We start from the raw sequence: 26058 nt of genomic DNA on the forward strand, positions 1-26058 counted from the left end.
ATGAAAGATAAGGTAGAGGGTACGTTATGCACATTCAGTTCATACACCATTGCCAGGATTAAAAAAGCCGTTCTGGTTTGACCGGAACGGCTTGGAAACGGATAGCAGTGCTGAAGTAAAGTAAATGACACCCGTTTCCTGTGCACCCCAGCCGGCTGCCCGAAATTATATACTGATCTCTTCAATTTTAAACTGGATAACCCCGGCCGGCGCCTGCACATCTGCCACCTCTCCGGGCTCTTTGCCCAGGATGCCTTTGCCGATAGGCGAGGTAATGGATATTTTTCCGGCTTTAAGATCTGCCTCCTGCTCGCTGACCAATTGGTAGGTTACCTGTTTCTTTGTTTTAAGATTGGTGAGCTTGACCTTGGTCAGTATGGAAACCTTGCTGGTATCGATAGTGGATTCATCCACTACCCGTGCGTTAGCCAGTGCGCCTTCCAGCGCGGCTATCTTTGCTTCCAGTATGCCCTGGGCCTCTTTTGCGGCATCATATTCTGCGTTTTCTTTTAAGTCGCCTTTTTCACGTGCTTCGGCAATAGCCTTGCTTGCAGCAGGGCGCTCCACACTTTTCATATGCTGCAGCTCTTCCTTCATTTGCTCCAGCGTTTCCTTTGTTACATATTGGATACTCATATATGTTTTCTTTAGAATAAACAGAAAAAAATAACAACGCCTCAGAAGATAACTGAAGCGTTGCTCATTTTAATAACTCTTGTTACAAATATAACTAAAAAGGATTAAATTTCCTTTATGCCTAATTTTTTTAACAGAACTGTTGCCATTCTTAAAAAAGCTTCATGACTATAGCCGGCAATATGGGGTGTAATAATTACATTTGGTTGATTTAGAAGCCATTGTAATTGCTCTTTTTCTTCAGCTGTATAGGTGTTCAGTTTTTCATTTTCTAAAACATCTAAACAGGCACCGGAAATAAGCCCTTGTTTAAGTCCCTCGGTCAAAACAGGCAGATGAATGACTTTGCCACGGCTGGCATTGATGATGATGGGCTTTTGCTGCATGGTTTGCATAAGCTCCAGTGTAAGCATGCCCTTTGTGTCTGCCGTAAGAGGAACATTAAAGCTGATCACATCAGCATATTTACAAACCTGCTCCAGAGATGCTTCTTTGATATAGCCCCGCGCAAAATCCATTTTAAACTTATCATAGGCCAGCACAGTAACGCCAAAGGCTTCCAGCAGCTTTGCAAAGGCACCACCGGTATTGCCAAAGCCGATGATGCCCACTGTTTTCCCGGAAAGCTCTGTGCCCCGGTTCTCCTCCCTTTTCCAGATCAACTCCCGGACTTCTGTTGTGGCGATGTTCATCTTATTAAGCAGCATCAGCAGCAGCCCGAGGCTATGCTCTGCCACCGCATTCCGGTTACCTTCCGGGCTGCTTACGCAAACGATACCTTTGCTTTGCGCATAAGGAACGTCTACCAGCTCCATACCGCTGCCCAGGCGGCCGATCCATTTAAGAGCAGGAGCAGCGTCTATCAGGTTTTTGTCTACTGTAATGCGCGTGGTCAGCACCAGGCCGGTTACGTCATTGACCCGGCTGTAAAGCTCTTCATAAGAGATCTGTGGCTGATAAGAAACCTCAAACCCTTTTTCGGTAAGCGTTTTTTGTAAGATGGGATGCGCATTACCTGTAATAATCACTTTCTCTTTCATCTGTATATTTTTATAGTTTCTATAGTCTCATGAACAATTTTTCTAAGATAGATGGAAATTTTTGAATTGGGATCAATGAGAGCTGATTATGGAATGTTATAAGAGGAACCTCTGCTCAGGATTGCATTTTAAAGCTGAGCGCTGCAAAGTCGGCTACCGATAACTGTTCTGCACGCCTGCCAAAGATTTCGTTTTTTAAAATGGCTTCCGGGAAAAGCGGCTTAACGGCATTCCGCAGGGTTTTTCTGCGCTGGTTAAAAGCCGTCTTTACCAGGACCGTAAAGGTTTTTACTGATTTCATTGCAATAACCGTTTCTTTTCTTTTTAGCCGGATGACGCCACTTTTTACCTTTGGTGGCGGGGTAAAGGATTGTTCGCTTACATCAAATAGATACGCTACTTCATAAAAAGCCTGGATGAGCACACTGGTTACACCATAGATCTTTGACCCGGGAGGAGCCGCTACGCGTTGCGCCACCTCTTTTTGGAACATCCCTGTTATCACCGGCACCTGCTCCTTCCATTCCAGTATTTTAAAAAGGATCTGGGTTGAAATGTTATAAGGGAAATTGCCTACAATGTGAAAAGGGCCTTCAAAAGGAACAGTACTGTCCAGAATGCTTTGGTGAATGATCTTGTCTTTCAAAGCCGGGTAGGTATTTAAAAGATACTGTACCTTTTCATCATCCAGCTCTATGGCCTTAAATGAAACACCGGGCAGGTCCATCAAATAACGGGTAATAGCACCGCCGCCGGGACCTATCTCCAGCAATTGTTGTGGTTTTTCCGATCTTACGGCAGCAACAATTTTCCGGCAGATGTTATCATCTTTTAAAAAATGTTGCCCTAATGATTTTTTCAGCGTATACATTAAACGGTTTTCTTGGGAGGTAGCGCAAAGGCAATGGCCTCGTGCTCAAAATGGCCTTTATGGCTTCCGTCGCAAAAAGGCTTGTTGGCCGATTTTCCGCAACGGCAAAGGGACACGACGGTTCTGCCACCCAGGTCATACGGGTTGCCTTCCTTATCTACTATTTCAAAATCACCTTCGACTCTTAAAGAGCCATTGTTATTGACCGTAATTTTTGTAGCTGCCATAGTTTAACAACGAAGGTACTACTTAAGGCCGGCATTTGGAGCAGGTGAAAGTTAGGAACAGAGGGGCTATCTTTGTTGCTATGATACAAAATGTGATTTTCGATTTTGGTGGAGTGTTTTTGAACCTGGATTTTAACCGCTCATTTTCGGCGTTTGAAGAATTAGGGTTTAAAAATATCAGGGAGCTGTTTACCCAGTACAGCGCCGCGCCTATTATACGGGAAATAGAAATAGGTGTTATTACTCCTGATGAATTCTATGAAGGCATGCGGAAAATAGCAGGACGCCCGGTTACAGATGAGCAGTTAAGAACCGCATGGAACGCCATGTTACTGGATTACCGCAAACCCAGTCTTGACTTTCTGATTCCGCTGGCGGATCAGTACAACCTGTTTTTATTAAGCAATACCAACAGGATTCATCATGAACATTTTTCAAAGACACTGCAGGATGAAACGGGCTATGCATCGCTGGAAAGCTTCTTTACAAAAGCCTGGTTTTCGCACGAAATCCACCGGCGCAAGCCCGATTTAACAACCTACGAATTTGTACTGGACAATGCCGGGCTCATAGCGGCCGAAACCCTGTTTATTGACGACAGTTATACCAACCTGCCGCATGCAAAAGAGCTGGGCATGCAAACACATTTACTGCTGCAGGAAGAGCGGATTGAAAACCTGGAGATCCTTCAATAGTCATTCCCGGATCTTTATTTTCGTCTCTTTTTCCGTTTATCCAGATTGTTTTTTCCAAAGAAGCGGCCTTTTATAATAATCAAAGTTGTAAAAGCTCTTTATTAAGAATAAACAAAAGCCCCTGCTCTTTTTGAACAGAGGCTTTGCTTTATAAAATAATTTTTACCGTACCTTATAGATGAAGTCGTTGTTCTTAAACTGCTTGGCGATCGCCTTCAGATCGTAGCTGATGCTGGCATCCACCATTTTGTCGCCCATTTCTAAAACGAAACCACCAATAATATCCGGATCAACGGTTGACTCCAGCTCAATATTCTGTTCCCCGGTTACTGTTTTTACCTGGTTCATGATATTGTTCTTTACTTCATCACTTACCGGCACTGCGGTGGTCAGCTTAACGGTATGGATGTTATTGAGCACTTTATATTGCTCAATGAATGCAGGAAGGATCTCTGGCAGAACCGATTCCCTGTTCTTGGCAATTAACAGGTTGGTAAATCCTTTTGTAATGGCACCTATATGGTTGCCGGTAATGGCATTTACAATGCTTTTCTTTTTATCAGCTTTAATAACGGGGCTGCGCAGCAGGTTCACGAAATCTCTGCTTTCTTTGCATACGGCCTGCAACCACTGAATGTCGGCAAATACCTCCTGGACCTGGTTACGTTCTTTTGCCAGGTCTAACAAGGCTTTTGCATATCTGGAGGCTAAACGGGGATTCGGCATATTGTGAATTAAAATTGAGATTTCAGACAGGAATAGCGGTTCCCGATCGGAAATGAGTTGAAGGAATTAGTTCAGCTTAATAGATTGCACCAGGCTGTTGATGTATTCTTCCTGTTTTGCCTGGCCGGCCAATTGTTGCTTCAGCACTTTTTCGCTTACCTCAATAACCATTTTGCCTACTTCGTTCTTTACATCAGTAAGAGCTGCCATTTTTTGTGCATTGATGGCCTGTTGTGCATCTGCAATAATTTTACCTGCTTCCTGCTTGGCCTGTTCCTTGGCTTCGTTAATGATCTTATCCTTTGTTTCACGCGCTTCTTTTAAAAGCTGTGCCCGTTCTTCGCGTGCCTGTGCTAAAAGATTTTCATTTTCACTTTGCAACTGTGCCATTTCTGCTTTTACCTTTTCGGCAGAAGCAATAGCGTCTGCAATATTTTGTTCCCGGTCGTTCAGGGATTTAATGATCGGCTTCCATGCAAATTTTTTCAATACCAGAAAAACAACAACAAAGGCAACAAAGCCCCATACAAAGTAGCCAAGATCCGGAATGAGTAAATTCATTTTCTTTTTATTTAAGGTCTGTCTGACAGATAGATTTAAGGTTGTATAACTGGTGATAGCCTAAGGCTCAGCAGCTTTACTCCCTTGAACTGATTTGATTTAAATACTGTACCCATTGCCCTTTGCGCCGGGTACAGTAGTGCTTTTGTTCGTGCAGCAGCTGAGATCTTATTTCAATACCGCCAATAAACCGGCGATCACCGCAAACAGGGCAACCCCCTCAATGAACGCTGCGGTTAAGATCATAGCGCCACGAATGTCGTTAGCAGCTTCCGGCTGACGGGCAATACCTTCAGTAGCGCCTTTACCGATCTGGCCGATACCGATACCGGCACCAATAGCAGCAAGGCCTGCACCTACTGCACCGCCAAAATGCGACCAGCTTCCGCTTACCTCCAACAAAGTGTTCATTAAACTCATGACTCTGATTTTATATTTGATTTTTAAATAAAAACGAATTAATGATGGCTTACCACATCTTCTTCAAAATGATGATCACCTATCGCTTCACCAATAAACACTGCGGTAAGATTGGCAAAGATGTATGCCTGTATAAACGCTACCAGAATTTCAATAAGATAAATAAATACAGCAAATGCAATAGAAACAGGTGTAAATGCCACACCTGCAGTTTTTGACATTTCAGTAAAAATAAAAATAAGACTAATAAAGCTTAATATTACAATATGCCCTGCCGTCATATTAGCAAACAAACGAATAATCAATGCAAAAGGCTTGGTAAAGATACCCATGATCTCAACAGGGATCATTAATAGTTTTACCGGAAGCGGTACCCCAGGAAACCAGAAAATATGCTGCCAGTAGTGCCCGTTGGTATTAAACATGATCACTAAAAAGGCAATAATTCCTAAAATGGCTGTAAAGGCTATATTTCCTGTAACATTTGCAGCCCCGGGAAGCATACTAAAAAGCGCATTAATCAGAATAAAAAAGAAAATGGTTAATAAATAAGGCAGGTATTTTTGATATTTAGGGCCAAGATTAGGTTTGGCAACATCATCCCGTATAAAGGTAATGATCGGCTCAATGGCGTTTTGCAGGCCTTTTGGCGCTGATGTAACTCCCTGGCCCGTTTTATATTTTCCGGCCATAGTAATCATTAACCAAACCAGAACGATCAGCGCAATGATCATCTGGAGAATATTTTTTGTAATAGAAAAATCATACACCTTAACAGATTCATCCGCGTTGCCATTGGCATCTACGGCTACAACCTTATCATGCTCAAGCTTATAACCGTTATACACCTCAGTGCCATGATGAAAGACAGACGACATAAAAGCGCTGAAACCCCGCTGCGGGGAATAAAGGAGCACAGGAAGCGGAATGGTGCCATGAAACTCGGTACCGTCCTCTTTTTTAAAGCTGAAAAAGTGCCATTCATGGGCATCGGCAATATGGTGCAGGATGGCTTCACCGGGGTTAAACTTTTCCTCTGTGGCAGCCCCTTCCGCATGCTCCTCGTGCTGCGCAAAAACAGATTGTGCCGAAGATACCAAAAACAGGCTTAAAGCCGCTACCATAAAGGATTTGAACCATTTAAAACCCATATCGCTCTGAAATTTGCGGCAAAGATAAGGCTGAAATGAATAAAAAAAGGAATTTACAGGCGGGTATTTAAAGTTTTTAGCGGTCGATGGATTACTTTCCCGGGATTTTTTTGATCCGTCCCGGTTCAATGACATCGATCTGGTCTTTGGCACGGTTTACGGCTTTTTTATCAGCGATGAGATGGTTAATGTGCAGAAAGAGCACTTTGATGCCATTTTGATCAGTTATTGCAGCCAGTTTAAAGCTAAGGTCTTCCAGCCCTTTCATTTCCGGCTCCCGTAAAACAGGGAGTTTGTCTTTTTCCTCCGGAAAATAGTTCTTTTTACCTGCCATTATGCGCAGGGTTTTAAAAAGCCAGGAATCTTTATTCGGAAAATGGGAGTGTAGCTGTTTATCAGATTATTTGATTGTTAATCAACGTGATAGGTTTTTAGTCAAAAGGAATTGAGCTTTTCCCCTGATGCTGGAACTGCATCCTGTGCAGGCAGGCATAGAAGCCGTTTTTCTCCAGCAGTTCATCATGTGTGCCCATTTCTACCAGAATACCTTTATCCAGTACAATGATCTTATCTGCCTTACGGATGGTGCTGAGGCGGTGGGCAATAACGATGGAAGTGCGGTCTTTTACCAGTGTTTCAGTAGCTTTCTGTATCAGCAGCTCGCTTTCCGTATCGATGGAGGAGGTGGCTTCGTCCAGAATAAGGATGGACGGATTATATAACAAAGCGCGGATAAAAGATAATAACTGCCGTTGGCCCAACGACAGTGTTGCGCCACGCTCTTTCACATTGTAGTCATACCCGCCCGGCAGCCGCATAATAAAATCATGCATATCGATCATTCCTGCGGCAGCAATCACCTGCTCTTTTGAGATATCCGGGTTACGCAATGTAATATTATCCAGCACAGAGCCGGAGAATAAAAACACATCCTGCAGCACCACACCAATATTTTTTCTTAAATAGGCCGGTGAAAGCCGGCGTATATCTGTGGCATCTACCATGATTGCTCCTTTCTGAATGGAGTAAAAACGGTTGAGCAGACTGGTGATGGTTGTTTTTCCGCTACCGGTGTGCCCCACTATTGCCACGGTTTCCCCCGGCCGGATCTGAAAGCTGACATCCTTCAATACCCATTTTTCATCAATGTACGCGAACCAGACATTGCTGAATTCAATGGTACCGGTTACCCTGTGCTCCGGATCCCTGTACCCTTCAGGAGGAGCCGTTTCCACATCCGGGTTATCCATTACCGTAAAGACGCGCTCGGCGGCAATGACCCCCATCTGCACAGTATTGAATTTGTCGGCCAGCATTCGCAGGGGCCTGAAGAGTAAATTAAGACAGAGGATAAAGGATACAATAATACCCTGCTGTCCCTGTTTTAAATCCAGTGCTTCGCGGGCGGTGTACCAGATCACCAGCCCGATGGAAAGCGCCAGCACAATTTCAATAACCGGAAAAAAAACAGAATAGGCAAAAATGGATTTAATATTTGCATTGCGGTGCTCTTTGTTAATGGCATTGAATTTCTGAAATTCCCTTTTTTCTGCATGAAAAGCCTGCACGATGCTCATCCCGGATAAATGCTCCTGTACAAATGCATTCAACGCTGCCACAGCATTGCGTACCTTGAAAAACGATTTATTGATGCTTTCTTTAAAATAATAAGTGGCAATGATCATTATAGGAAAGGGGATCAGCGCAATGAACGTCAGCCGCCAGTCGATCCAGAACATATAGATCAGTACGCAAAGAATAGAAAGCAGATCCGCAATAATAGGGATCAGGCCATCTGAAAAAATATCATTGATCGATTCAATATCATTAATAGTTCTTGTTGTAAGCGTTCCTATCGGCGTACGGTCAAACTGCCGTAAATTAAGATGCAGGATCTTTTTGTAAACGGCATCGCGCATATCTTTCACAACCGCCTGTCCCAGCCAGGCAGTAGTAAAGGAAAAGGAAAAGCGCATGGCTGTTTCAATAAGAATAATGACCAGCTGAATAATGGTTACAAGAATGACCATTTGCGGAATGGAGTGGGTAATATATCGGTCTACCGTAAGCTGAATAAGCATTGGCCGCACAGGTGTGATAACTGCTAAGAGAATAGCAAGGACGACGGATAGATAGAATTTTCTCTTGTACGGAGCTGCATAATGAAAAACCCGTCTTAACTTGGAAACATCAAAAAGTGATTTTTTTGCATCGGCCATCGGCCTGCAAGATAGGTATTCTGCAAACAAAATTTTTTTAAAAAAGACTCATATTCTTACGTAACTTTCACGAATTGAAAAAATAATATGCATGGCTTTGATAACATTGGCAATTGATATAGGGGGTTCCAAAGTAAAAGCGAGTACCCTAAATGAAAAGGGAGCAATTGTTCAGGATTATATCAAACTTCCGACTCCTGACCCTGCTACACCGGGAAATCTTATAAAGACCATAAAGGAACTGGTTAAAGGGTTTCAATACGACAGGATATCTGCCGGATTCCCGGGTTATGTAAGAGATAATATTGTGCATACGGCGCCCAACCTGGGTTCAGGATACTGGAACAGGATCAACCTTGCAGATTTGCTTACAAAGGCCCTGGGCAAACCGGCCAGGGTGGTAAATGACGCCGATATGCTGGGCCTTGGCTGTATGCAGGGAAAGGGATTTGAGATGATGATTACTTTGGGAACAGGCTTTGGCACTTCGTTTTTTCTGAACGGGAAGCTGCTGCCTCATCTGGAAATTGGCCAGCATCCCTGTCTGGATAATAAAACCTATGATCAGTGCATCGGGCAAAAGGCCTTTGATCACCTGGGTAAAAAAGACTGGAACAGACGCCTGGAAAAGATCCTAAAGATATTGAAGACCACATTTAACTATGACCACCTGTTTATTGGTGGCGGCAATGCTAAAAAGATAACATTTGAACTGGGCAATGATATGAGCATTGTTTCCAATGAGGACGGTATTGATGGCGGTGTGCTTTTATGGCGGCAGTAGCAGCTCTGATTAATTATTAAGAAGTGGCGGTCTCAAAATAAAGAAAGTCGGCATCCGATAGTTCATCAGATGACGACTGTTATCGCCCGCTCTTTTACAGGATTTAACCCCTACATATTTTCTTCACCGGTTTCCTTTTTATAGGCTTTGATGAACAGGGCGCCCAGGTTCTTGTAAGGAGGGATATAATCTTCCAGACCGGTTACATGCGCCTTTTCCCTGAATTCTTTCCAGAACGGCATCCAGTCTATATCCTTATGGTTTCTCAGTGTTTCCAGGAATATGCGGATGAAGGGCAGGTTAATATCCCTGTAGCCCGTTTGTTTGGAAGAGATGATGTGCGCATCGCTTGATTTCTTTAGTATGGAATCGATAAGATTGAAGCCACCACAGGAGCCCATGAACACCACACGGGAAGTAGGCGTTATGTAGCTGACGCTGGTAGGGGCGTGATAGCTGTGCCCCCGGTGAAAGGTAACGGTAGGCGATAAGTTATTATCTTCCAGGTATTGCTCCATTACCGACTGTGCCGGATAATCCATATCGTCTTCATTAGGCAACGGCATGTTGGCATATACATATACCGGAACGCCTTTTGTTGATTTAGCTACCACAAATTTGCTGTTGCTTTGATCCACTTTCCAGTTGGGATCATTGCTGAAGGTGCGCACGAAAATATCAAAGTCCATTTTACCATCATCATCCCCGTAAAAGAACATTTGCGTGATCACTTCTCCTTTTTCGTTACAGAGGTTCTTAAAGGGGACTGTATAAACCGGCGGAATGCCTAATTCTTTTGTCAGGTTGATATGGCTGTTGGAATCTGCTGAAAGAAATAATTTATACAGGATATTATAAATAGCTATCCCCCTTGTATTATGCTCTCTTCTGTTTGCTTCCAGGTTCTTTCTGATGTTGGAAAGCATCTGTACGGCCAGATCCGGAAGGGTTTCGTATACGCTGGCATAAGAATCGGCAACGTCTACGCCATCTTCCAGGCCCTTTGATTTCTCCAGCCCTCTTACAAAGGCCGACATCAGCCCGTTTACATCACTTTTGTCTTTGAAGGTGGTGAAAAAGTTTTGCAGGGTATTGTAAGCTGCTGCCTGGCTGATGAATTTACGGTAATGATCAAAATGCACAGAAAGTAACAGGGAATCGCCCCGGTTATTGATCTTTTTCATCATGAGGGGGTACACACCGTGCGTATAGCTGCTGGTATATATTAATCCGTCAGTAAGCACGGCCAGGTAATACAGCTCCTGTGCATTTAAAGGCTGGATGCATTTAAAACGCACGGCATCCGGCGATTCATGCAACCCGTTTATTTCAGAAATGAAATCATCTGCGGCTTTTCTTTCCAGCCAGTTTGTAAGCTCCACAGCGCCTATGGCTGTATCCCCTCTCAAAGCACGGTTTACATAATCCAGTTGCGTTTTTACCAGCAGGCTGTAGTATTTGTAACGGTCGTCTTTGGCGGCGTCCAGTTGTGGGATAGTAATTTTACCTTTTACGAGGTTATCCAGGAAAGGGAAATACATCTGCCCGCTTTTTTGCTGGGAAAGATCAACCACTGTTTTTACAAATTCATCGTCCTTTATGCTGCGTATTTTATTGCCCAGCTTATCATAGGCCTGTGAATAGGAATACAACTGCTGAGGATATTGGCGGCCCAGGGCCTTGATCAGGCTGTCTGCGGCGGGGGCATCAGCGTATTTACGCAGGGCCTCAAAAGTCTTTTCAGGATATTGCCGGGCATATTTAAGCAGCAGAATATCTTTAATTTCCTTATAGCTGGGATTTTCTCCTAGGATCCTGGGAATTGTTGCTGAATACACAATATCATAAGGAAAATAGGAAACATAAGGCACCAGGGAACCTTTTTCCTGGTTTACCTGTATCAGCTTTTTATAAAGGGCAATGATCTGGTCAAAATGAGTGGGATTCACTTCTTTTTTAAGCCAGCCTGTGCGCAGATAAGATAAAATATCTGCAAGGCCGGAAAGGTATCCCAGCTTCAGACGGGTATCAATTTTAGAATCGGTTTCAATTTCGTATTGCAGCCAGTCTACTTTTGAAGTAATGGCATTGGTAGCAATACGGCTGGCGCTTTCGTTGTTATCAATAACAAAAGCATCATCCGCTTTCCCATCACTCCCCAGCAATAATTTTTGCTGTTTATCAATATTATCATGTTGCAACTGCCGGGTAATGGGTACGGTATATTCCGGCACAGATCCATTTTCTGTCTGTGCAAAAGCCTGGGTTACGGATGCAATTACCAATCCAAAGGCCAAAGCCGATCTTTTCATATACTACTTTTCTTAAATGCTTCGAATGCGCAAAACTACCGCCTTTTTAGGCAAAAAGCGGCATGACGGTATCTTTTAACAAAACCAAGACGCAAAAGATCAGACGTTGGTTTGCCCGGTTTCTCTTTTATAGGCTTTAATGAAAATAGCGCCCAGGTTTTTGTAGGGGGGGATATAATCTTCAAAACCGGGCACATTGGCGGCTCTCTTAAATTCTTTCCAGAAAGGGATCCATTCAATGTCCTTACCAGTTCTTAATTTTTCGGTCAATAGCAGGAAGAAGGGTTTGTTGATGGCGGTTTTCCCGATCTGCTTGGAGGCAATAATATGGGCATCTTCAGATTTTCTCAAAATGGAATCAATAAGATTAAACCCCCCGCAGGAACCCATAAAGACCAGTTTGGAAGTGGGCGACATATAGTCGATGGTTGAAGGGGCCCAATAGCTATGCCCCCTGTGTATGGTTACCGTAGGATAGAGATTGTTCTCTTCCAGATAGGCATTCAATGCCCGCTGGGCAGCATCATCTTCGCCCTTTGTTTCATCCAGGGGCCGGTTGGCGTATATGGACACCGGGTTGCCTTTTGTTGATCGAATAACCACCCACTGCTTATTGCTCCGGTCGATCTTCCAGTTGGAATTAAACATGCCCAGGAAGCCGTTAAAAATGTTCCGCCCGTCCTGGTCGCCGTAAAAGAATACCTGGCAGATCACTTCGCCCTTCTCATTTGCCAGGCTTTTAAAAGGAACATCGTATACAGGGGGAACGTGCAGCTTTTCAGTAAGATCTATATGATTGGAAGAATCAGCTGAGAGAAACAGGTTGTACAGAATGCTGTAAATGGCAACCCCTTTCCTGTTGCCGCTTTGCTGATTCCTGTCGAGGTTTTGGCTCACATCGCTTAACATCTGTTTGGCAAGGTCGGGCAGTATCTCATAAACACTGGCATAAGAATCGGCCACATCCACACCATCTTCCAGTCCTTCTGATTTTTCAAGGTTGCTTACAAAAGTGGTCATCAGGCTTTTGGCATCGTCCTGGTTCTGAAACGTTCCTAAAAAGTTCTTCAGGGTATTATAGGCGGCAGCCTGCGCAATGAATTTTCGGTAATGGTCAAAGTTCAGTTTCTTCAATAATTCATCTCCTTTATTACCGGCTTTCTTCATCATCAGCGGGTAAACCCCGTCTGTATAGCTGCTGGTATAAATAAGCCCGTCTGTAAGCACGGCCACATAGTAAAGGTCTTCAGGCCTCAGCTGCTGTATGGTCCTGAAGCGTATTGCTGCCGGGCTTTCATGGAGCCCGTTAATAGGAGCCACAAAATCATCTTTTGCCTTTTGCTCCATCTTTGCCAGGAGGCTCCTGTAGCCCATGGCCGTATCTCCATTTGCCATTCTTGTAGTGTATTCTATTTGTGTGTTGACCAGTAAACGGAAGTATTTTACCGGGTCGTTCTTGGCATCGTCAATGTCCTTGGTGGTAATTTTACCGTTTACAATATTATCCAGGAACGGAAAATAATACTGTCCGCTTTTATTATCACTGCGTGCCATAGCTACAATGCTGGTGATGAGCGGATCATCTTCTATATTCTGGATCCTGTAGCTCAGCTTATTATTTGCCTGGGCATAATCATACAATTGCTGGGGGTATTTATGCGCCATAACACGGATCAGGCTGTCTGCATGGGGCGACTGGGGGTATACCTTTAATGCGGCAAATGTCCTTTCCGGGTATTTCTCGCTTAATTTGACCAGTAAAAGATCCTTTGTGTCCTCATATCCCGGGTTTTCTTTAAAAACCCTGGGCAAAATAGCCGTATAGGCCACATCGTAGTTTAAGGGCTGAATAATCGGCGCCACCGATCTTTTATTTCTGTCTGCTTCAATGCACTGCTTATAGGTTGCAATGATCTGGGGCAGATAGGCAATATCTACCAGATTGCGCTTCCATCCTGTTTTTACGTATTTCAGGATTTCTGAAATACCGGACAGGTAATTGGCTTTAAGCCGGTTATCGAGGTTTGGATCGGTTTCTATCTGGTATTGCAACCAGTCCACCCGCTTTGTTGCGGCGTCTGTAACCGCTTCATTTACCTTTTTATCTTCAGAAACCTTCAGTATTCCATCAGCATTGCCGTCGCTGCCCATCAGGGCTTTCTGGTCTGCGTCAATCGTTTCATGCATTTTTAAACGGGTGATCACAGGTTTATAAGCCGGAATGGTGTCTACTACAACGGTAGTTTCCTCCTGATGCTTTTTTTTACGTTTGGATCTTTTTTGGGCGGTTGCCTGTACAGATAGTAATATCAGTAAAAGGAAAGGGATATATTTCTTCATATTTCAGTTTTCAAATTACACGGCGGGTTATAAATAATGTGTTAAAAATGATGCAAAATTTATACCATCCTGCTTAAATTGTATTTAATCAACCAATTATAAGGCTACTTGCCTTTTTTACCTTGACGAAGGATTTGTAAATGCAAATGAAGGCTCTGAACCGGTAAATTAAGAGCAGCTGTAAAGAAGACGCCTTCCCAAAGCCCCGGTAAAATTAATTTATTATTAAGTCTGTATGATCAAATTACTAAAATGGCAGCAGAATAAAAAAATACGGTTAGGTTTGCTTTAAATTTCTGTTAAATGGAGGGCTACAAGATTTTAATTGCAGATGATGAACCGGATATCCTGGATATTCTATCCTATAACCTTATTAAGGAAGGATATCATGTTATTACAGCAAAGGATGGAGACGAGGCTATTGAAAAAGCAAACCAGGAACGCCCGCATCTGATCATCCTGGACATGATGATGCCTAAAAAGACCGGTGTGCAGGTTTGCCAGGTCTTAAGAGCGCAAACTGCTTTTAAAGACACGCTTATTATGTTTCTGACTGCCCTGAATGATGAGTCCACACAGATAAGAGGGCTTGAAACGGGCGCAGATGACTATGTAAGCAAACCCGTAAGCCCCAAAGTATTATCAAGCCGGGTGGCGGCACTTTTGCGGCGCATACATAAGGAAGATTCTAAATCCATTAAAGCGGGTACCATTACTATTGACCCGGAAAAATTTGTGGTTCAGAACGGAGAAAAGGAAATCATTCTGGCAAAAAAGGAATTTGAGTTATTGTACCTGCTGGCATTAAAGCCGGGGCGTGTGTTCCTGAGGAATGAGATCTTAAATGCCATCTGGGGAAATGACGTTATTGTAGGCGACCGGACCATTGACGTGCACATCAGGAAAATACGGCAAAAGCTGGAAATGGATTGTATCACCACTGTAAAGGGGGTAGGTTATAAGTTTGAGGTGTAAATCTCCGGCTGATTAATGAAGCAAATATGTTTGACCCTAAAAATCTCTCGCCCCGCAAGGTATCTTTCTATACGGCCCTGGGTCTTGCAGTTCCGATCAGCCTGATCGATTTTATCATTGAACAGAACTGGAAGCCGGCAATAACCTCTTTTGGCATTATTCTGATAGGAGGGTACCTGCTGTTCAGTTTTGTGCTGGAACGGTTTATTTACCGTAAGATCAAGGTGATCTACAAATTTATTTACCAGACAAAGGCCACACGCCGCCAGGAAACCTATTATAAGTATATCCTGCCAAAGAAAAGCCTGGATGAAGTGGCTGTTGATGTAGAGAGCTGGGCCCAGGAAAACCAGCAAAAGGTAGCTACGCTGCAGGCAAATGAAGAATTCCGCCGTGAATTTCTGCAAAATCTTTCGCATGAATTTAAAACTCCGGTTTTTGCAATCCAGAGCTATGTGGAGACCCTCCTGAACGGGGATAGCGTTGATCCGGTGATCGGCAGGAAGTTTCTGGAAAAAACAGCGGCGAATGTAGAGCGCCTGACCACATTGCTGCAGGATTTGGACGAGATCTCCAGCCTGGAGCGCGGCGAGATCACTATTGTAAAGCGCAACTTTGTGATCCAGGAACTGCTGAAGGATACTTTTGAAAGTATTTCCATTAAAGCCGAGCAAAAGCAGATCCATTTCAGCATAAAAAAAGGCTGTGAAGCGCCTATTGTTGTAAATGCAGATAAAGAAAAGATCCGCCAGGTATTATTAAACCTGCTGGAGAATGCGATTAAATATGGAAAAACAAGAGGGTCCATTAAGGCGGGTATCTATAAAACAGACGATAAACGGATCCTTGTTGAAATAAGTGATGACGGAGTGGGGATTGAGGAAAAAAGCCTGCCAAGGATTTTTGAACGTTTTTTCAGAACGCCAACCGGCAGGAGCATGGATGTTACAGGCAGTGGCCTGGGGCTGGCCATTTGCAAGCACATCATAGAAGCGCACAAGCAAACCATTCATATACGCAGCACCGAAAATGTGGGCACTACAATCGGCTTTACATTAGATGCCAAAAAGGATTAAGGAAACGGCAAGGATCAGTTGTGCACGCTAAAGATCAGCGATGTGCAGTTGCCCCCAAATCCAAAAGAGTTGGACATTACATGACGGAGTTGTTTAGGCTGATATTCCGGCACAGGTACCAGCCCGGTATTTTCAATAGGCGTTTCAAAATTCAGGGAGGGATAAACCTCCTGGTGGTAAAGGCTCAGGATGCTGAAAATGGCTTCTGCGGCACCTGCCGCGCCTAATGTATGGCCGGTATAGGATTTTGTGCTGGCAAATGCGGGAACTGTTTCAAATAACCGTAACATAGCCACGCTTTCCGTTGCATCATTATTTTCTGTAGCGGTTCCGTGCGCGTTAATAAAATCGATATCGGATGCCTCTAATCCAGCTACCTCTATGGCCGTTTTCATGCACAAATAAGGGCCGTCTGCATTTTCAGAGGTGGAAGAAGGATGAAAGGCATCATTGCTGTTGCCAAACCCTTTTATTTCCGCATATACTTTTTTATCAGGGGGAACATCTTCTGCTCTTTCCAGTATGATGAAACCGCCGGCTTCACCAAGGTTCAACCCTTTGCGTGCATTGTCAAACGGACGGCAGGCTTCGGCAGAAAGGATCATTAATGAATTAAACCCGTTTACTGTAAATTTTGCCAGGCTGTCTGTGCCGCCAACGATTGCTTTTTTTGCCAGGCCGTTCTTCAGTAACCTTGCCCCGTACATAATAGCGTTGGCAGATGAGGAGCATGCTGTATTGAATGTATTTACAATTCCTCCTATATTGAAATAGGATTGTAAAAACAAAGTGCTGGCGCTGTTGGAATAGGCGCTCAGATACGGACTGTCGGATGTTGCTGCTGTCGTATTGGCATCCCTGTACATTTCATCGGTCAGGCACATGCCCCCTACTGTACTGGCACTGATAAAAGCGGTGGAGCTGTTATGGAGCACTTCCGGAGAAAGCTGTGCATCTGCAATGGCTTCCCCCATCGCTTTCAGCGCAATGAGGTCTGTACGGGTTACCTGTGGATATTGCCGGGGCGCTGCCAGGAGTTGCTGTAATTGTTCCGTACTTGTTTTTACTTCGGCAAAGGGCATTGTTTCAGCATATCTTGACCGGAAATAACGGGCTTTTCCAATTCCTGAACGACCATTGATCAGTGATTGGCGGTTTTGAGCTACCGAATCGCCGATTGCAGAAATAAGCCCCAACCCGGTAATTAAAATATTGCTCAAAGCAAAAACCTATTTTGTACGGTGTTGTTCAATATATTCTACCATTGTGTTTACGGTAGTTAATATTTTTCTGCCTTCTTTAGGGTCCTGGATATTGATGCCGTATTCCCTGGAAAGCATTACAATCAGCTCAATGGAATCAATTGAATCCAGTCCAAGGCCCTCACCAAACAGGGGTTCGTCGTCCTTAATATCTTCAGGCTTCACATTATTCAGGTTCAGAAATTTAATGATCTGTTCCTTTACCTGTTGTTTTAACTGTTCTTTTTCCATCTATGTATTTTAATAAAAATAGTTTAAATAGGGATAGCCGGAATAATTAATAATGCTCCGGCCGTACAAATAGGACGATGCTCTTAGGGGTCTGGTTCTAGGTAGCACTTGTAAATTGTTTTAAAAACCGTATATCATTTTCGCTGAATAAACGGATATCATTGATACCATATTTCAGCATAGCAGGCCGCTCTACACCCATACCAAAAGCAAAACCGGTATATTTTTCAGGGTCAATACCACAGTTCTGTAATACGTTAGGGTGCACCATACCACATCCCAGGATCTCAACCCAACCTGTCTTTTTACAGATATTGCATCCTTTACCGCCACATATAAAACAGCTTACATCCATTTCCGCACTTGGTTCTGTAAAGGGAAAATAAGAGGGGCGGAACCGTACCCGCACGTCTTTGCCATACATTTCCTTTACAAAGAAATAAAGTGTCTGCTTCAGATCTGCAAAGGATACGTTCTCATCAATATATAACCCTTCCACCTGGTGAAAAAAGCAATGACTCCTGGCACTGATGGTTTCATTACGATATACACGGCCGGGACAAATAACCCTGATGGGCAGCTGACCCTTTTCCATTACGCGGATCTGGGTATTGCTGGTATGGGTACGCAACAACCAGTCAACTGCGGAATTTTCGCCTGCGTCTACATAAAAGGTGTCCTGCATATCGCGGGCGGGATGATGTTCCGGCATATTCAATGCGGTAAAATTATGCCAGTCGTCTTCAATTTCCGGTCCTTCTGCAACGGCAAAGCCCAGGCGCTGAAATATGGAAATGATTTTATTGCGCATCAGTGTAATGGGATGCCGGCTGCCCAGGGGCACCGTGTCTCCGGGAAGCGACAGGTCCAGTGTTGTTTTTTCTGCCCCGTTTACGGAGGCGGAAACCGCTTCCTTCAGCTCACTGAACTTTGCTTCAGTAAACAGTTTAAATTCATTTAAAAGCTGGCCGGCTTCCTTTTTCTGCTCTGCCGGCACATTTTTCATTTCGCCCATTACACTCTTTACCAGGCCTTTGGTGCCCAGCCATTTGATACGAAATGCCTCTACAGATGATTCATCCGTAACAGCAAATTCAGCGATCTCTTTTTTGTAGGCGTCGAGCTTTTGAATCAAATCCTGCATAGCCGGCAAAGATAATAAATACCGAGGGGTAATGCATCGGTAATTTCAGGTAGCAAGAGGGTGCGTGCTATTTTTGTTTTTTTAAAAAAATGGTGTAGTTTAGAGATAATAATTTGCTAACCAATAACATAAAATGGAGACACCATGCAATTAAAGATTATTCAGCAAAGAATTTACGAAATAAAAGGACAACGTGTTATGCTTGATTTTGATCTGGCCAGGCTGTACCAGGTTGAGACCAAAAGACTGAAAGAAGCTGTAAGAAGAAATATAAAACGTTTTCCGGAGGACTTTATGTTTGAGCTTACTAAAACAGAATTCGAGCAATTAAAGGTGCATTTTTCGGATTTCAACCGCGAAAAGGATCTGAAACCCGCTGCTGGTGCGGATTCTTTAAGGACGCAAATTGCGACCATAAAGAACCCTTCCAAGGCTGATGGGCAGCAGGCGGCTTCAAAAAGAGGCCGGCACTCAAAATACCTGCCTTTTGCTTTTACTGAGCATGGCGTTACCATGCTGGCATCTGTATTAAACAGCGATAAGGCAATAGAAATGAATATTGTTATTGTACGGGCTTTTATTGCCTTAAAACAGTTAGCCGTGGAGCATAAGGATTTTATGCAACAGCTGAAAAATCTGAGAACCGAATTACATGAACGTATTGATGCGCATGACAGCCAGTTAAGCCAGATATATGAAGCATTGGAAAACATGCTGGACGCTGAAGCTGAAAAGAAGGCCAGGGAGGAGGAATGGAAAGCCCGGAGGCGTATTGGATTTTGAATATGTAACCCACCAGCCGACGGACAGTTAGCCTGTCAGCAAAAGTTTAATGCGGAGCTGCGTACAGTCTGCAGTATCTTATTTCAACAAAAAAGCGCTTACACACAGGGGTGTAAGCGCCTTAAAAGCTGTAGGGGGAGGGCTCGAACCTCCACGAGGCAGTTAGCCGTAGCACAAAGTTTAGTGGTCAATCCTGGTCGTCCTGACGGTCGGCTCTATGCTATGTTTGTCCTGTAATCCTCACCCCCGAGACAAGAGGGCATGTCTGCCAAAAATTTCATCACCCCACAGTGTAAAGATCTTTGCTTTTTCAGCGTTTGATAGAACAAAAATAGGAATTATCGGGTAGTTATTCCAAATATTTCAAGAAAAATTTTGAAAATATAGAGAATGTTCAAATATTTGCAATAGTTGTTGAATTATTTAAAATCAATACTGGCTAAATGAACAATAAATTGAATCTCGACAAACTGGATCTCCAGATCATCCAGCACATGATGGAGGATGCTGAGATTTCCTATGCAGATCTTGGTAAGAAACTATTTGTATCCGGCGGCACCATCCATGTGCGTATCAAAAAGCTGCAAAAGGATGGTATTGTGAAAGGTACAAAATTGAATGCAGATCTAAAGCTGTTGGGTTATGATGTCATTGCTTTTATAGGAATTTACCTGAAGGAAAGCTCCTTGTATGATTCTGTTGCAAAGGAATTATACAAGCTGAAAGAAGTAGTGCGCCTTAATTACACAACAGGGAATTACAGCATGTTTGCCGAAATTATTTGTAAGGATATCAGCGAGTTAAGAACTGTTTTGCATGAAAAGCTGCAAAAAATCAAGGGAATCGAGCGTACAGAAACACTGATTTCTCTCGATGAAAGCTTTTCAAGGAATGTAAGAGTGCTGGAATAGTTCATAGCTCAGAGTTGATAGTGCCCTTCCTTGGACTATGAACTATAGACCATGAACAGCGCTATAGCCTGCCCCTTACATTTAATGCATCTCTTAACCCGTTGCCAAAGAGATTGAATGCCAATACCAAGATCATGATGGCAAAGCCCGGAGCTAATGCCAGCATTGGATTTTGTGTAATAATGAAGTTGTAATTTTCCTTGATCATTAATCCCCAACTGGGCTGTGGAGGCTGTACGCCTACTCCTAAAAAACTTAAGCCTGCTTCTATTACGATTGCTGAAGCAAAATTGGCGGCAGCAATAACCAGCACCGGTCCCATGATATTGGGCCAGATATGCCGCATAATGATGCGCATATCCTTAAACCCCAGGGCCTTTGTAGCCTCAATATATTCCAGTTCCCGTACTGCCAGTACCTGGCCTCTTACCAGGCGCGCCACATTTACCCACATGGTCAGCCCCACGGCAATGAATACCTGCCAGAAACCTTTGCCCAGCGCCAATGTGATAGCAAATACCAGGAGCAGTGTAGGAATGCTCCAGATCACGTTAATGAACCACATAATCACATCATCTGTTCTGCCTCTGTAAAAACCGGCAAGGGAACCTAATACCAGGCCAATGCTGATGGAAATTAAAACAGTGATCATGCCTACGCTTAAACTTACGCGCGTGCCCACGATCAGCCTGCTTAAAATATCGCGGCCGTAACTATCCGTCCCCAGCCAGAATTTTTTTGTAACGATAGCATCAGACGCTACCTGTGCCTTTGAAAAACTCATGCGCTCACTAACGCCTTCATCAATGAATTTATCTACTATAAAGCTGTCCGCAGTTTGCCGCCAGGAATTAATAGGAATATAGTCTGACTGGTCAGGCCGGCCGCTGATCAACTGCTGTAAAAACCCTGCAGTTGCAGGCGGGTTTTCCTTTTTTATTTTTAAGAAAGTTTGTTGAAATCCTGGTTTTGAACCGCCAATTTCAAGAATGATACGATTGGAATTGGGAGAAGCGTCCTCTGCAAGAAAATAACAAAAGACCGCAACAAGAATAGAAAAGAGAATGACTACCAGGCCAATTACCGCTCCCTTGTTCTTTTTGAGCCGTTGCCAGCCGGGTTGACGGAATATTGAGCGTGATTGCATGGGGATCAAATGTAAGAAAAACTTGTATGCTATTTCACCACCCTCCCTTTCCATTCGTATTTGCCAAAGCTGCCCAGGAAGCCTGCCAGTATGGTATAACCAATATGCAGCGGCTGAAAGATAAAAAAATAACGCAGCAGTTGCCTTTTATCAAAAAAAGAAGCCACGCTGGTTATAAAAGGAAGCTCTGTAAAGGTTTTGGCAATCCAGAACCAAAAGAAAGCGTAAAAGTAGCACACATTAAAAAAGCTCATAACCAGCAATAACAGAAAGGAGCAGTTAAAAAGGTATACCAAAAGCAGCACACCGAAAATACGTTTGTCCTCATAACGGGTAGCCTTGCTGGCCCAGCGGATACGCTGGTTAATAAACGCTCTCCACGTAGCAGCGGCAGCTGTTTCTACAATTGCTTCTTTTGATTTAAGGTATTGGATTTTTTGGGGATGGCGCTTCCAGATCTTGTGCATCAGCAGCATATCATCGCCGGAAGCGATGGTGTCGATGCCTTTAAATCCATTCACTTCATAAAATGTATCTCTTTTATAAGCAAGATTGGCACCGTTGCACATGGTATGTACATTCTTATATACAGAGGCGCCTGTAATGCCCTGCAGGGTAAGGAAATCCAATGTCTGGAAAATATAAAGTAACCTGTGCTTCTTTACGGAGGTAGGGGTTGGAATAAGGCTTACCGGTGCTGCAATAAATACGGGGCCTGCCTTTCTGATGCGTTCCGCATAGCTTTGCAACCATTGGACAGGTACGGTACAGTCGGCATCTGTACATACGATCCACTCCTTTTTTGCAGCGGCAATGCCCGTTTCGATCGCTTTTTTCTTATAAGAATTAAGAGCATCCTCTTTTAAAGAGATCAGTCTTACGGTAAGTCGCCCCTGGTTTTCTGCCCTGAACTTTTGAACCAGTGCTGCCGTATGATCTTCCGAATGATCATCAATAACGATTATTTCAACGTATTCCAAAAGATAGGATTGCTTTTTTATTGATTCCAGCAAAGGGAGGATCGTTGTGGCTTCATTACGGGCCGGGATGATCACGGAAAAGGTGGGTGCGTCATCCATAGCTTCTTTTCCGGTAATCTGTTCGGGCATCTGCTTCCAGCTTTTTGTATAAAACCGAATGAGGATACCGTACGCTATCAATAAAATGAATATAATCCCGATCAGCCACATAGGCAGCAAAACTAATGGTTCTGGATGGTAGTTGTAAACCGGCCTGAATAAGAACAAAAAGTAATTAAAAGCCTTCCTTTAGAATAGCCTGCACTTCTTTGTTCTGTAACAATCGGTGCCCTGCTTCTACTGTATGGGTTTGCGCATATGCCCCGGCCCCTTTTACAAAATCAGTACCCCTTTCGGGGGGAATGACCGTGTCATATTTCCCGAAATAGAGGCGTGCGGGTGTTTGATGCAGAAGGATGCTCTTTTTTATTTGCGCAATACCAGGTTTAAAATAACGAAAGGCGGTCCATACGTTATAAAGCCTTTCCCGTATTCTTTCATCATCCAGGTAATGAGCGACAAATTTTTTAATGCCCGTGTTTATAAAACCCAACCGGTTCAACAGTCCTGCCAGTTGTATGAACCACCGGGGGTGCTTCATGGTAAAGGCAAATAATTTATTGCCGATAAATGTATGAGCGGCGCACCAGTACCAGCAGTTAAATTTTAAACCATCCGGCGCCAGTAACAGCAGTTGTTTGACTGCTACCGGGTATTTTTCGTAATAAGCCAGAGCCAGTCTTCCGCCCAGGCTGAATCCCACCAGGCTGAAAGGTGTTTTTGCAGTAAATCCTTCTGTTTCTAAAATGGCATGTATGATTTCATGGAGATTGACAGGCGTAAAACGGAGACCCTGCTTCCATTGTGTATTGCCGTGAAAAGGGGCGTCCATAGCAATCAGGGTATAACAATTGGCCGGGTTTTGCAAAACGGCAAACGAATGCGCCGATTCATTAAATCCATGCAGGCAAATGACCGGATGCTTGCCGCTACCGCTGGTACAATAGCTGATCAGAGATTGCTGGTATAACAGGCTTTTTTGTTCCAGATATTTTTTGATTATGATCAACGTTAAAATAAAGGATTGTTTTGAAAAATAAACTAACTTTGGTTAGTTGTCAAAACAACTATATGCCAAACAACCAATTTAAAAAGAGTGAGCTGTACAGCTTTATTACCGGTGTAGCCAGTACAGCCATAGCGCGCAGGCTGCAGAAGAAGTTCAATCAGGCCGATCTGAACCTGACCATTGAACAGTGGAGTGTGCTGTACCATCTATGGAAGGAAGATGGCATCAGCCAGCAGGATCTTTGCAAGGCCACTTACAGGGATAAGCCAAGCATGACGCGGCTGGTGGATAACCTTGAACGGGCAGGCATGGTAAAAAGGATTCATTCAAAAACGGACAGGCGTAAGAACCTGATCTATCTTACGGATAAAGCCAAGGAAATGCAGGACACCTGTTATGGTTTTGCCGAGGAAACGGTTGAAGAAGCGCTGGAAGGTGTAAGTGAGGAAAAGATCGAGACCTGTAAAGAAGTATTGAAGATCGTATATGAGAACCTGCGGTAGGCCGGACAGATAATAACAGAAGTATAGGCATATAAACGGCTTTATACTGAAGCTGCAAAAAAATTAAAAACTTTTAAAACAATAACAAAATGAATGCTGCTGTAAACAACGAAGCCATTACAAAAGGCGCAGAGTGGCTGGTGAAAGAGCAAACCCCGGCTCAGACTTTTATTGCCAATGAGTTTGATGAAGAGCAGTTGATGATCCGGGACCTTTGTACCCAGTTCCTGGCGGCGGATGTATGGCCGATACTGGATCGCATTGACAGCATGGAGCCGGGATTAATGAAAGCGCTGGTACAAAAAGCCGGAGCGCAGGGGCTTCTAGCCACATCGTTCCCGGAAACGTATGGCGGGTTGGGAAAAGACTTTGTTACTGCTACCATTATAAACGAATACCTGGGGGCTGGTCACTCGTTCTCGGTAGCTATTGCCGCGCATACCGGAATAGGAACCCTGCCCATTTTATATTTTGGTAATGATGCACAGAAGCAGAAATATATTCCCAAGCTGATCACCGGCGAGTGGACAGGCGCCTATGGCCTTACAGAGCCTAACAGCGGCAGCGATGCGCTGAGCGCAAAAACAACTGCCCGGCTGAGCGAGGACGGGAAGTTTTATTTGCTGAACGGGCAAAAATGCTGGATCACCAATGGTGGTTTTGCCGATGTGTATACCATTTTTGCAAAAATAGACGGAGATCAGTTTACCGGTTTTATTGTAGAGCGGGGCACCGAAGGGTTTACACAGGGACCTGAAGAGCAAAAAATGGGCATTAAAGGATCGTCTACAGTTCAGCTGTATTTCCAGGATGCCAAAGTGCCGGCAGAGAATATATTGGGAGCAATAGGGAAGGGACACAAAATCGCTTTTAATATTCTGAACATTGGTCGCCTGAAGCTTTGCGCGGCTGCATTGGGAGCTGCCCGTAAGGCATTTGATACAGCTCTGGAATATGCAAAGACCCGTGAGCAGTTTAAACAGCCGATCAGCAATTTTGGGGCCATCAAGCACAAACTGGCAGATATGGCCATCGGAATGTTTGCAGCAGAATCTGCCTTATACCGTACCGCAAAATGGATCGATCAGTTTGAAGAAAAACTACTGGCAGATGGAAAACCTTTTAACGAAGCGCTGCTGGGCGCCGCGGAAGAATATGCCATAGAATGTGCCATGTTGAAGGTGTTTGGAAGTGAACTGCTGGATTTTGTAGTGGATGAAGGGATACAGATCCATGGCGGTAACGGCTTCAGTGCTGAATATAATATTTCAAGGGCTTACCGCGACAGCCGCATAAACCGGATTTACGAAGGCACTAATGAGATCAACCGTTTGCTGATCCTGGACATGACTCTGAAACGTGCCCTGCAGGGGCGTTTGAACCTGATGGGCCCGGCAATGGAAGTGCAGAAGGAATTAATGAGCATTCCTGACTTTGGTAATGAAAAAGAGGCGCCTTTTTCGGAAGAGCGCAGGCTGATCGCCAACCTGAAGAAAGCGATCCTGATGGTGGCGGGCGCTGCGGCCCAGAAATTAATGACGAAGATCGAAAATGAGCAGGAGATCCTGATGAACATTGCCGATATGGCTATTACTGTATTTCACGCGGAAAGTATGCTGCTGCGCACGATAAAAGTCAGCGAAACCAAAGGAGCCGCCGCAGCTGCTGACTATACAGCTATGACCGGCGTTTTCCTGTATGATGCAGCTGATCAGGTAAATAAGGCCGGAAAAGATGCTATAAACGGTTTTGCGGAAGGCGACGAGCAACGCATGATCCTGATGGGGCTGAAGCGTTTTACAAAAGCACAACCCTTTAACAGCAAGGAGGCGCGCCGGCAGATTGCCGATAAGCTGATCAGTGCAGGGCATTATTGTTTTTAATGATTTTGCAGGATCTTCTGAATAGTGGGTGCAAGACAGGGGGTGGACTTCTGTTTAAAATCATCCGTTTTAC

26 protein-coding genes are annotated in these 26058 nt (G+C 44.1%); 8 read left to right on the forward strand and 18 right to left on the reverse strand.

The window, feature by feature from the left end; all coding sequences use genetic code 11:
- Window positions 1–165 precede the first annotated feature (165 nt).
- The 4 genes from greA to A8C56_RS23295 form a co-directional block, all read right to left on the reverse strand.
- Window positions 166–636, reverse strand: coding sequence for a transcription elongation factor GreA (gene greA / locus A8C56_RS23280; protein WP_067761120.1), 471 nt, complete (start codon window positions 634–636; stop codon window positions 166–168).
- Window positions 637–740: 104 nt separating this feature from the next.
- Complete coding sequence (locus tag A8C56_RS23285; protein WP_067761122.1) at window positions 741–1676, reverse strand: NAD(P)-dependent oxidoreductase; 936 nt, start codon at window positions 1674–1676, stop codon at window positions 741–743.
- A gap of 115 nt (window positions 1677–1791) precedes the next feature.
- Window positions 1792–2547, reverse strand: a complete 756-nt coding sequence (rsmA, locus tag A8C56_RS23290; protein ID WP_067761123.1) for a 16S rRNA (adenine(1518)-N(6)/adenine(1519)-N(6))-dimethyltransferase RsmA — start codon at window positions 2545–2547, stop codon at window positions 1792–1794.
- Window positions 2547–2774 carry a CDGSH iron-sulfur domain-containing protein gene (locus A8C56_RS23295; RefSeq protein WP_067761124.1) on the reverse strand — a complete coding sequence of 76 codons (228 nt, stop codon included), beginning with the start codon at window positions 2772–2774 and terminating at the stop codon, window positions 2547–2549. Before A8C56_RS23295 ends, rsmA begins: the two co-directional genes overlap by 1 nt.
- A gap of 80 nt (window positions 2775–2854) precedes the next feature.
- Between A8C56_RS23295 and A8C56_RS23300 the strand changes: the two genes are divergently transcribed.
- Complete coding sequence (locus tag A8C56_RS23300; RefSeq protein WP_067761126.1) at window positions 2855–3469, forward strand: HAD family hydrolase; 615 nt, start codon at window positions 2855–2857, stop codon at window positions 3467–3469.
- 162 nt (window positions 3470–3631) lie between these two features.
- On the opposite strand, the gene atpH is transcribed toward A8C56_RS23300, so the two are convergent.
- The 6 genes from atpH to A8C56_RS23330 form a co-directional block, all read right to left on the reverse strand.
- On the reverse strand, window positions 3632–4195 hold the full coding sequence (atpH, locus tag A8C56_RS23305; RefSeq protein WP_067761128.1) for an ATP synthase F1 subunit delta: 564 nt from the start codon (window positions 4193–4195) through the stop codon (window positions 3632–3634).
- 66 nt (window positions 4196–4261) lie between these two features.
- Complete coding sequence (gene atpF, locus A8C56_RS23310; RefSeq protein WP_067761130.1) at window positions 4262–4756, reverse strand: F0F1 ATP synthase subunit B; 495 nt, start codon at window positions 4754–4756, stop codon at window positions 4262–4264.
- Window positions 4757–4924: 168 nt separating this feature from the next.
- Window positions 4925–5176, reverse strand: a complete 252-nt coding sequence (gene atpE, locus A8C56_RS23315) for an ATP synthase F0 subunit C (protein WP_067761131.1) — start codon at window positions 5174–5176, stop codon at window positions 4925–4927.
- A gap of 38 nt (window positions 5177–5214) precedes the next feature.
- Complete coding sequence (gene atpB, locus A8C56_RS23320; protein WP_245645682.1) at window positions 5215–6300, reverse strand: F0F1 ATP synthase subunit A; 1086 nt, start codon at window positions 6298–6300, stop codon at window positions 5215–5217.
- 118 nt (window positions 6301–6418) lie between these two features.
- The gene (locus tag A8C56_RS23325; protein ID WP_067761133.1) at window positions 6419–6661 is read right to left on the reverse strand and encodes a hypothetical protein; all 243 of its coding nucleotides are present in this window, start codon (window positions 6659–6661) and stop codon (window positions 6419–6421) included.
- 97 nt (window positions 6662–6758) lie between these two features.
- Complete coding sequence (locus A8C56_RS23330; protein ID WP_245645684.1) at window positions 6759–8408, reverse strand: ABC transporter ATP-binding protein; 1650 nt, start codon at window positions 8406–8408, stop codon at window positions 6759–6761.
- 229 nt (window positions 8409–8637) lie between these two features.
- On the opposite strand from A8C56_RS23330, the gene A8C56_RS23335 reads away from it, so the two are divergent.
- Window positions 8638–9330, forward strand: coding sequence for an ROK family protein (locus A8C56_RS23335; protein WP_067761136.1), 693 nt, complete (start codon window positions 8638–8640; stop codon window positions 9328–9330).
- A 110-nt stretch (window positions 9331–9440) separates the two neighbouring features.
- Here A8C56_RS23335 and A8C56_RS23340 read toward each other — a convergent pair whose 3' ends face one another.
- Both A8C56_RS23340 and A8C56_RS23345 read right to left on the reverse strand, forming a co-directional pair.
- Window positions 9441–11642: a hypothetical protein gene (locus A8C56_RS23340; protein ID WP_067761138.1), complete on the reverse strand. Its 2202-nt coding sequence runs from the start codon at window positions 11640–11642 to the stop codon at window positions 9441–9443.
- 99 nt (window positions 11643–11741) lie between these two features.
- Window positions 11742–13982 carry a hypothetical protein gene (locus tag A8C56_RS23345; RefSeq protein ID WP_067761140.1) on the reverse strand — a complete coding sequence of 747 codons (2241 nt, stop codon included), beginning with the start codon at window positions 13980–13982 and terminating at the stop codon, window positions 11742–11744.
- 303 nt (window positions 13983–14285) lie between these two features.
- On the opposite strand from A8C56_RS23345, the gene A8C56_RS23350 reads away from it, so the two are divergent.
- Together A8C56_RS23350 and A8C56_RS23355 are read left to right on the forward strand one after the other, a co-directional pair.
- Window positions 14286–14957, forward strand: a complete 672-nt coding sequence (locus A8C56_RS23350; RefSeq protein ID WP_067761142.1) for a response regulator — start codon at window positions 14286–14288, stop codon at window positions 14955–14957.
- Window positions 14958–14983: 26 nt separating this feature from the next.
- Entirely contained in the window at window positions 14984–16033 is a 1050-nt protein-coding gene (locus tag A8C56_RS23355) for a sensor histidine kinase (RefSeq protein ID WP_067761144.1), read from the forward strand.
- Window positions 16034–16047: 14 nt separating this feature from the next.
- On the opposite strand, the gene A8C56_RS23360 is transcribed toward A8C56_RS23355, so the two are convergent.
- The 3 genes from A8C56_RS23360 to pheS form a co-directional block, all read right to left on the reverse strand.
- The gene (locus A8C56_RS23360; protein WP_067761146.1) at window positions 16048–17253 is read right to left on the reverse strand and encodes a beta-ketoacyl-[acyl-carrier-protein] synthase family protein; all 1206 of its coding nucleotides are present in this window, start codon (window positions 17251–17253) and stop codon (window positions 16048–16050) included.
- A 9-nt stretch (window positions 17254–17262) separates the two neighbouring features.
- Entirely contained in the window at window positions 17263–17526 is a 264-nt protein-coding gene (locus A8C56_RS23365; protein WP_067761148.1) for a phosphopantetheine-binding protein, read from the reverse strand.
- 97 nt (window positions 17527–17623) lie between these two features.
- The gene (gene pheS / locus A8C56_RS23370; RefSeq protein ID WP_067761151.1) at window positions 17624–18670 is read right to left on the reverse strand and encodes a phenylalanine--tRNA ligase subunit alpha; all 1047 of its coding nucleotides are present in this window, start codon (window positions 18668–18670) and stop codon (window positions 17624–17626) included.
- A gap of 144 nt (window positions 18671–18814) precedes the next feature.
- Between pheS and A8C56_RS23375 the strand changes: the two genes are divergently transcribed.
- Both A8C56_RS23375 and A8C56_RS23380 read left to right on the forward strand, forming a co-directional pair.
- Window positions 18815–19453 (forward strand): ORF6N domain-containing protein, encoded by a 639-nt coding sequence (locus A8C56_RS23375; RefSeq protein WP_067761154.1) that lies wholly within the window; start codon window positions 18815–18817, stop codon window positions 19451–19453.
- A 443-nt stretch (window positions 19454–19896) separates the two neighbouring features.
- Window positions 19897–20364 carry an Lrp/AsnC ligand binding domain-containing protein gene (locus A8C56_RS23380; RefSeq protein ID WP_067761156.1) on the forward strand — a complete coding sequence of 156 codons (468 nt, stop codon included), beginning with the start codon at window positions 19897–19899 and terminating at the stop codon, window positions 20362–20364.
- 61 nt (window positions 20365–20425) lie between these two features.
- Here the strand turns inward: A8C56_RS23380 and A8C56_RS23385 are convergent, their stop codons facing one another.
- From A8C56_RS23385 to A8C56_RS23395, 3 genes are all read right to left on the reverse strand, one after another.
- Complete coding sequence (locus A8C56_RS23385) at window positions 20426–21511, reverse strand: ABC transporter permease (protein ID WP_067762510.1); 1086 nt, start codon at window positions 21509–21511, stop codon at window positions 20426–20428.
- Between the two features lie 29 nt (window positions 21512–21540).
- Window positions 21541–22620, reverse strand: coding sequence for a glycosyltransferase (locus tag A8C56_RS23390; RefSeq protein WP_169818828.1), 1080 nt, complete (start codon window positions 22618–22620; stop codon window positions 21541–21543).
- Window positions 22621–22765: 145 nt separating this feature from the next.
- Window positions 22766–23599, reverse strand: coding sequence for an alpha/beta fold hydrolase (locus A8C56_RS23395; protein ID WP_245645686.1), 834 nt, complete (start codon window positions 23597–23599; stop codon window positions 22766–22768).
- Between the two features lie 62 nt (window positions 23600–23661).
- Here A8C56_RS23395 and A8C56_RS23400 point away from each other — a divergent pair, with 62 nt between their 5' ends.
- Together A8C56_RS23400 and A8C56_RS23405 are read left to right on the forward strand one after the other, a co-directional pair.
- Window positions 23662–24102, forward strand: coding sequence for a MarR family winged helix-turn-helix transcriptional regulator (locus tag A8C56_RS23400; RefSeq protein ID WP_067761158.1), 441 nt, complete (start codon window positions 23662–23664; stop codon window positions 24100–24102).
- Between the two features lie 89 nt (window positions 24103–24191).
- On the forward strand, window positions 24192–25985 hold the full coding sequence (locus A8C56_RS23405) for an acyl-CoA dehydrogenase family protein (protein WP_067761160.1): 1794 nt from the start codon (window positions 24192–24194) through the stop codon (window positions 25983–25985).
- Window positions 25986–26058: the final 73 nt, after the last annotated feature.

Source organism: Niabella ginsenosidivorans (assembly GCF_001654455.1).
In the GTDB taxonomy this organism is placed as follows: domain Bacteria; phylum Bacteroidota; class Bacteroidia; order Chitinophagales; family Chitinophagaceae; genus Niabella; species Niabella ginsenosidivorans.

Bases quoted from the DNA above. Each gene is read 5' to 3' on its own strand.
- greA (WP_067761120.1), bottom strand. From the start codon at position 636: ATGAGTATCCAATATGTAACAAAGGAAACGCTGGAGCAAATGAAGGAA.
- A8C56_RS23285 (WP_067761122.1), bottom strand. From the start codon at position 1,676: ATGAAAGAGAAAGTGATTATTACAGGTAATGCGCATCCCATCTTACAA.
- rsmA (WP_067761123.1), bottom strand. From the start codon at position 2,547: ATGTATACGCTGAAAAAATCATTAGGGCAACATTTTTTAAAAGATGAT.
- A8C56_RS23295 (WP_067761124.1), bottom strand. From the start codon at position 2,774: ATGGCAGCTACAAAAATTACGGTCAATAACAATGGCTCTTTAAGAGTC.
- A8C56_RS23300 (WP_067761126.1), top strand. From the start codon at position 2,855: ATGATACAAAATGTGATTTTCGATTTTGGTGGAGTGTTTTTGAACCTG.
- atpH (WP_067761128.1), bottom strand. From the start codon at position 4,195: ATGCCGAATCCCCGTTTAGCCTCCAGATATGCAAAAGCCTTGTTAGAC.
- atpF (WP_067761130.1), bottom strand. From the start codon at position 4,756: ATGAATTTACTCATTCCGGATCTTGGCTACTTTGTATGGGGCTTTGTT.
- atpE (WP_067761131.1), bottom strand. From the start codon at position 5,176: ATGAGTTTAATGAACACTTTGTTGGAGGTAAGCGGAAGCTGGTCGCAT.
- atpB (WP_245645682.1), bottom strand. From the start codon at position 6,300: ATGGTAGCGGCTTTAAGCCTGTTTTTGGTATCTTCGGCACAATCTGTT.
- A8C56_RS23325 (WP_067761133.1), bottom strand. From the start codon at position 6,661: ATGGCAGGTAAAAAGAACTATTTTCCGGAGGAAAAAGACAAACTCCCT.
- A8C56_RS23330 (WP_245645684.1), bottom strand. From the start codon at position 8,408: ATGCTTATTCAGCTTACGGTAGACCGATATATTACCCACTCCATTCCG.
- A8C56_RS23335 (WP_067761136.1), top strand. From the start codon at position 8,638: ATGGCTTTGATAACATTGGCAATTGATATAGGGGGTTCCAAAGTAAAA.
- A8C56_RS23340 (WP_067761138.1), bottom strand. From the start codon at position 11,642: ATGAAAAGATCGGCTTTGGCCTTTGGATTGGTAATTGCATCCGTAACC.
- A8C56_RS23345 (WP_067761140.1), bottom strand. From the start codon at position 13,982: ATGAAGAAATATATCCCTTTCCTTTTACTGATATTACTATCTGTACAG.
- A8C56_RS23350 (WP_067761142.1), top strand. From the start codon at position 14,286: ATGGAGGGCTACAAGATTTTAATTGCAGATGATGAACCGGATATCCTG.
- A8C56_RS23355 (WP_067761144.1), top strand. From the start codon at position 14,984: ATGTTTGACCCTAAAAATCTCTCGCCCCGCAAGGTATCTTTCTATACG.
- A8C56_RS23365 (WP_067761148.1), bottom strand. From the start codon at position 17,526: ATGGAAAAAGAACAGTTAAAACAACAGGTAAAGGAACAGATCATTAAA.
- pheS (WP_067761151.1), bottom strand. From the start codon at position 18,670: ATGCAGGATTTGATTCAAAAGCTCGACGCCTACAAAAAAGAGATCGCT.
- A8C56_RS23375 (WP_067761154.1), top strand. From the start codon at position 18,815: ATGCAATTAAAGATTATTCAGCAAAGAATTTACGAAATAAAAGGACAA.
- A8C56_RS23380 (WP_067761156.1), top strand. From the start codon at position 19,897: ATGAACAATAAATTGAATCTCGACAAACTGGATCTCCAGATCATCCAG.
- A8C56_RS23385 (WP_067762510.1), bottom strand. From the start codon at position 21,511: ATGCAATCACGCTCAATATTCCGTCAACCCGGCTGGCAACGGCTCAAA.
- A8C56_RS23390 (WP_169818828.1), bottom strand. From the start codon at position 22,620: ATGCCCGAACAGATTACCGGAAAAGAAGCTATGGATGACGCACCCACC.
- A8C56_RS23400 (WP_067761158.1), top strand. From the start codon at position 23,662: ATGCCAAACAACCAATTTAAAAAGAGTGAGCTGTACAGCTTTATTACC.
- A8C56_RS23405 (WP_067761160.1), top strand. From the start codon at position 24,192: ATGAATGCTGCTGTAAACAACGAAGCCATTACAAAAGGCGCAGAGTGG.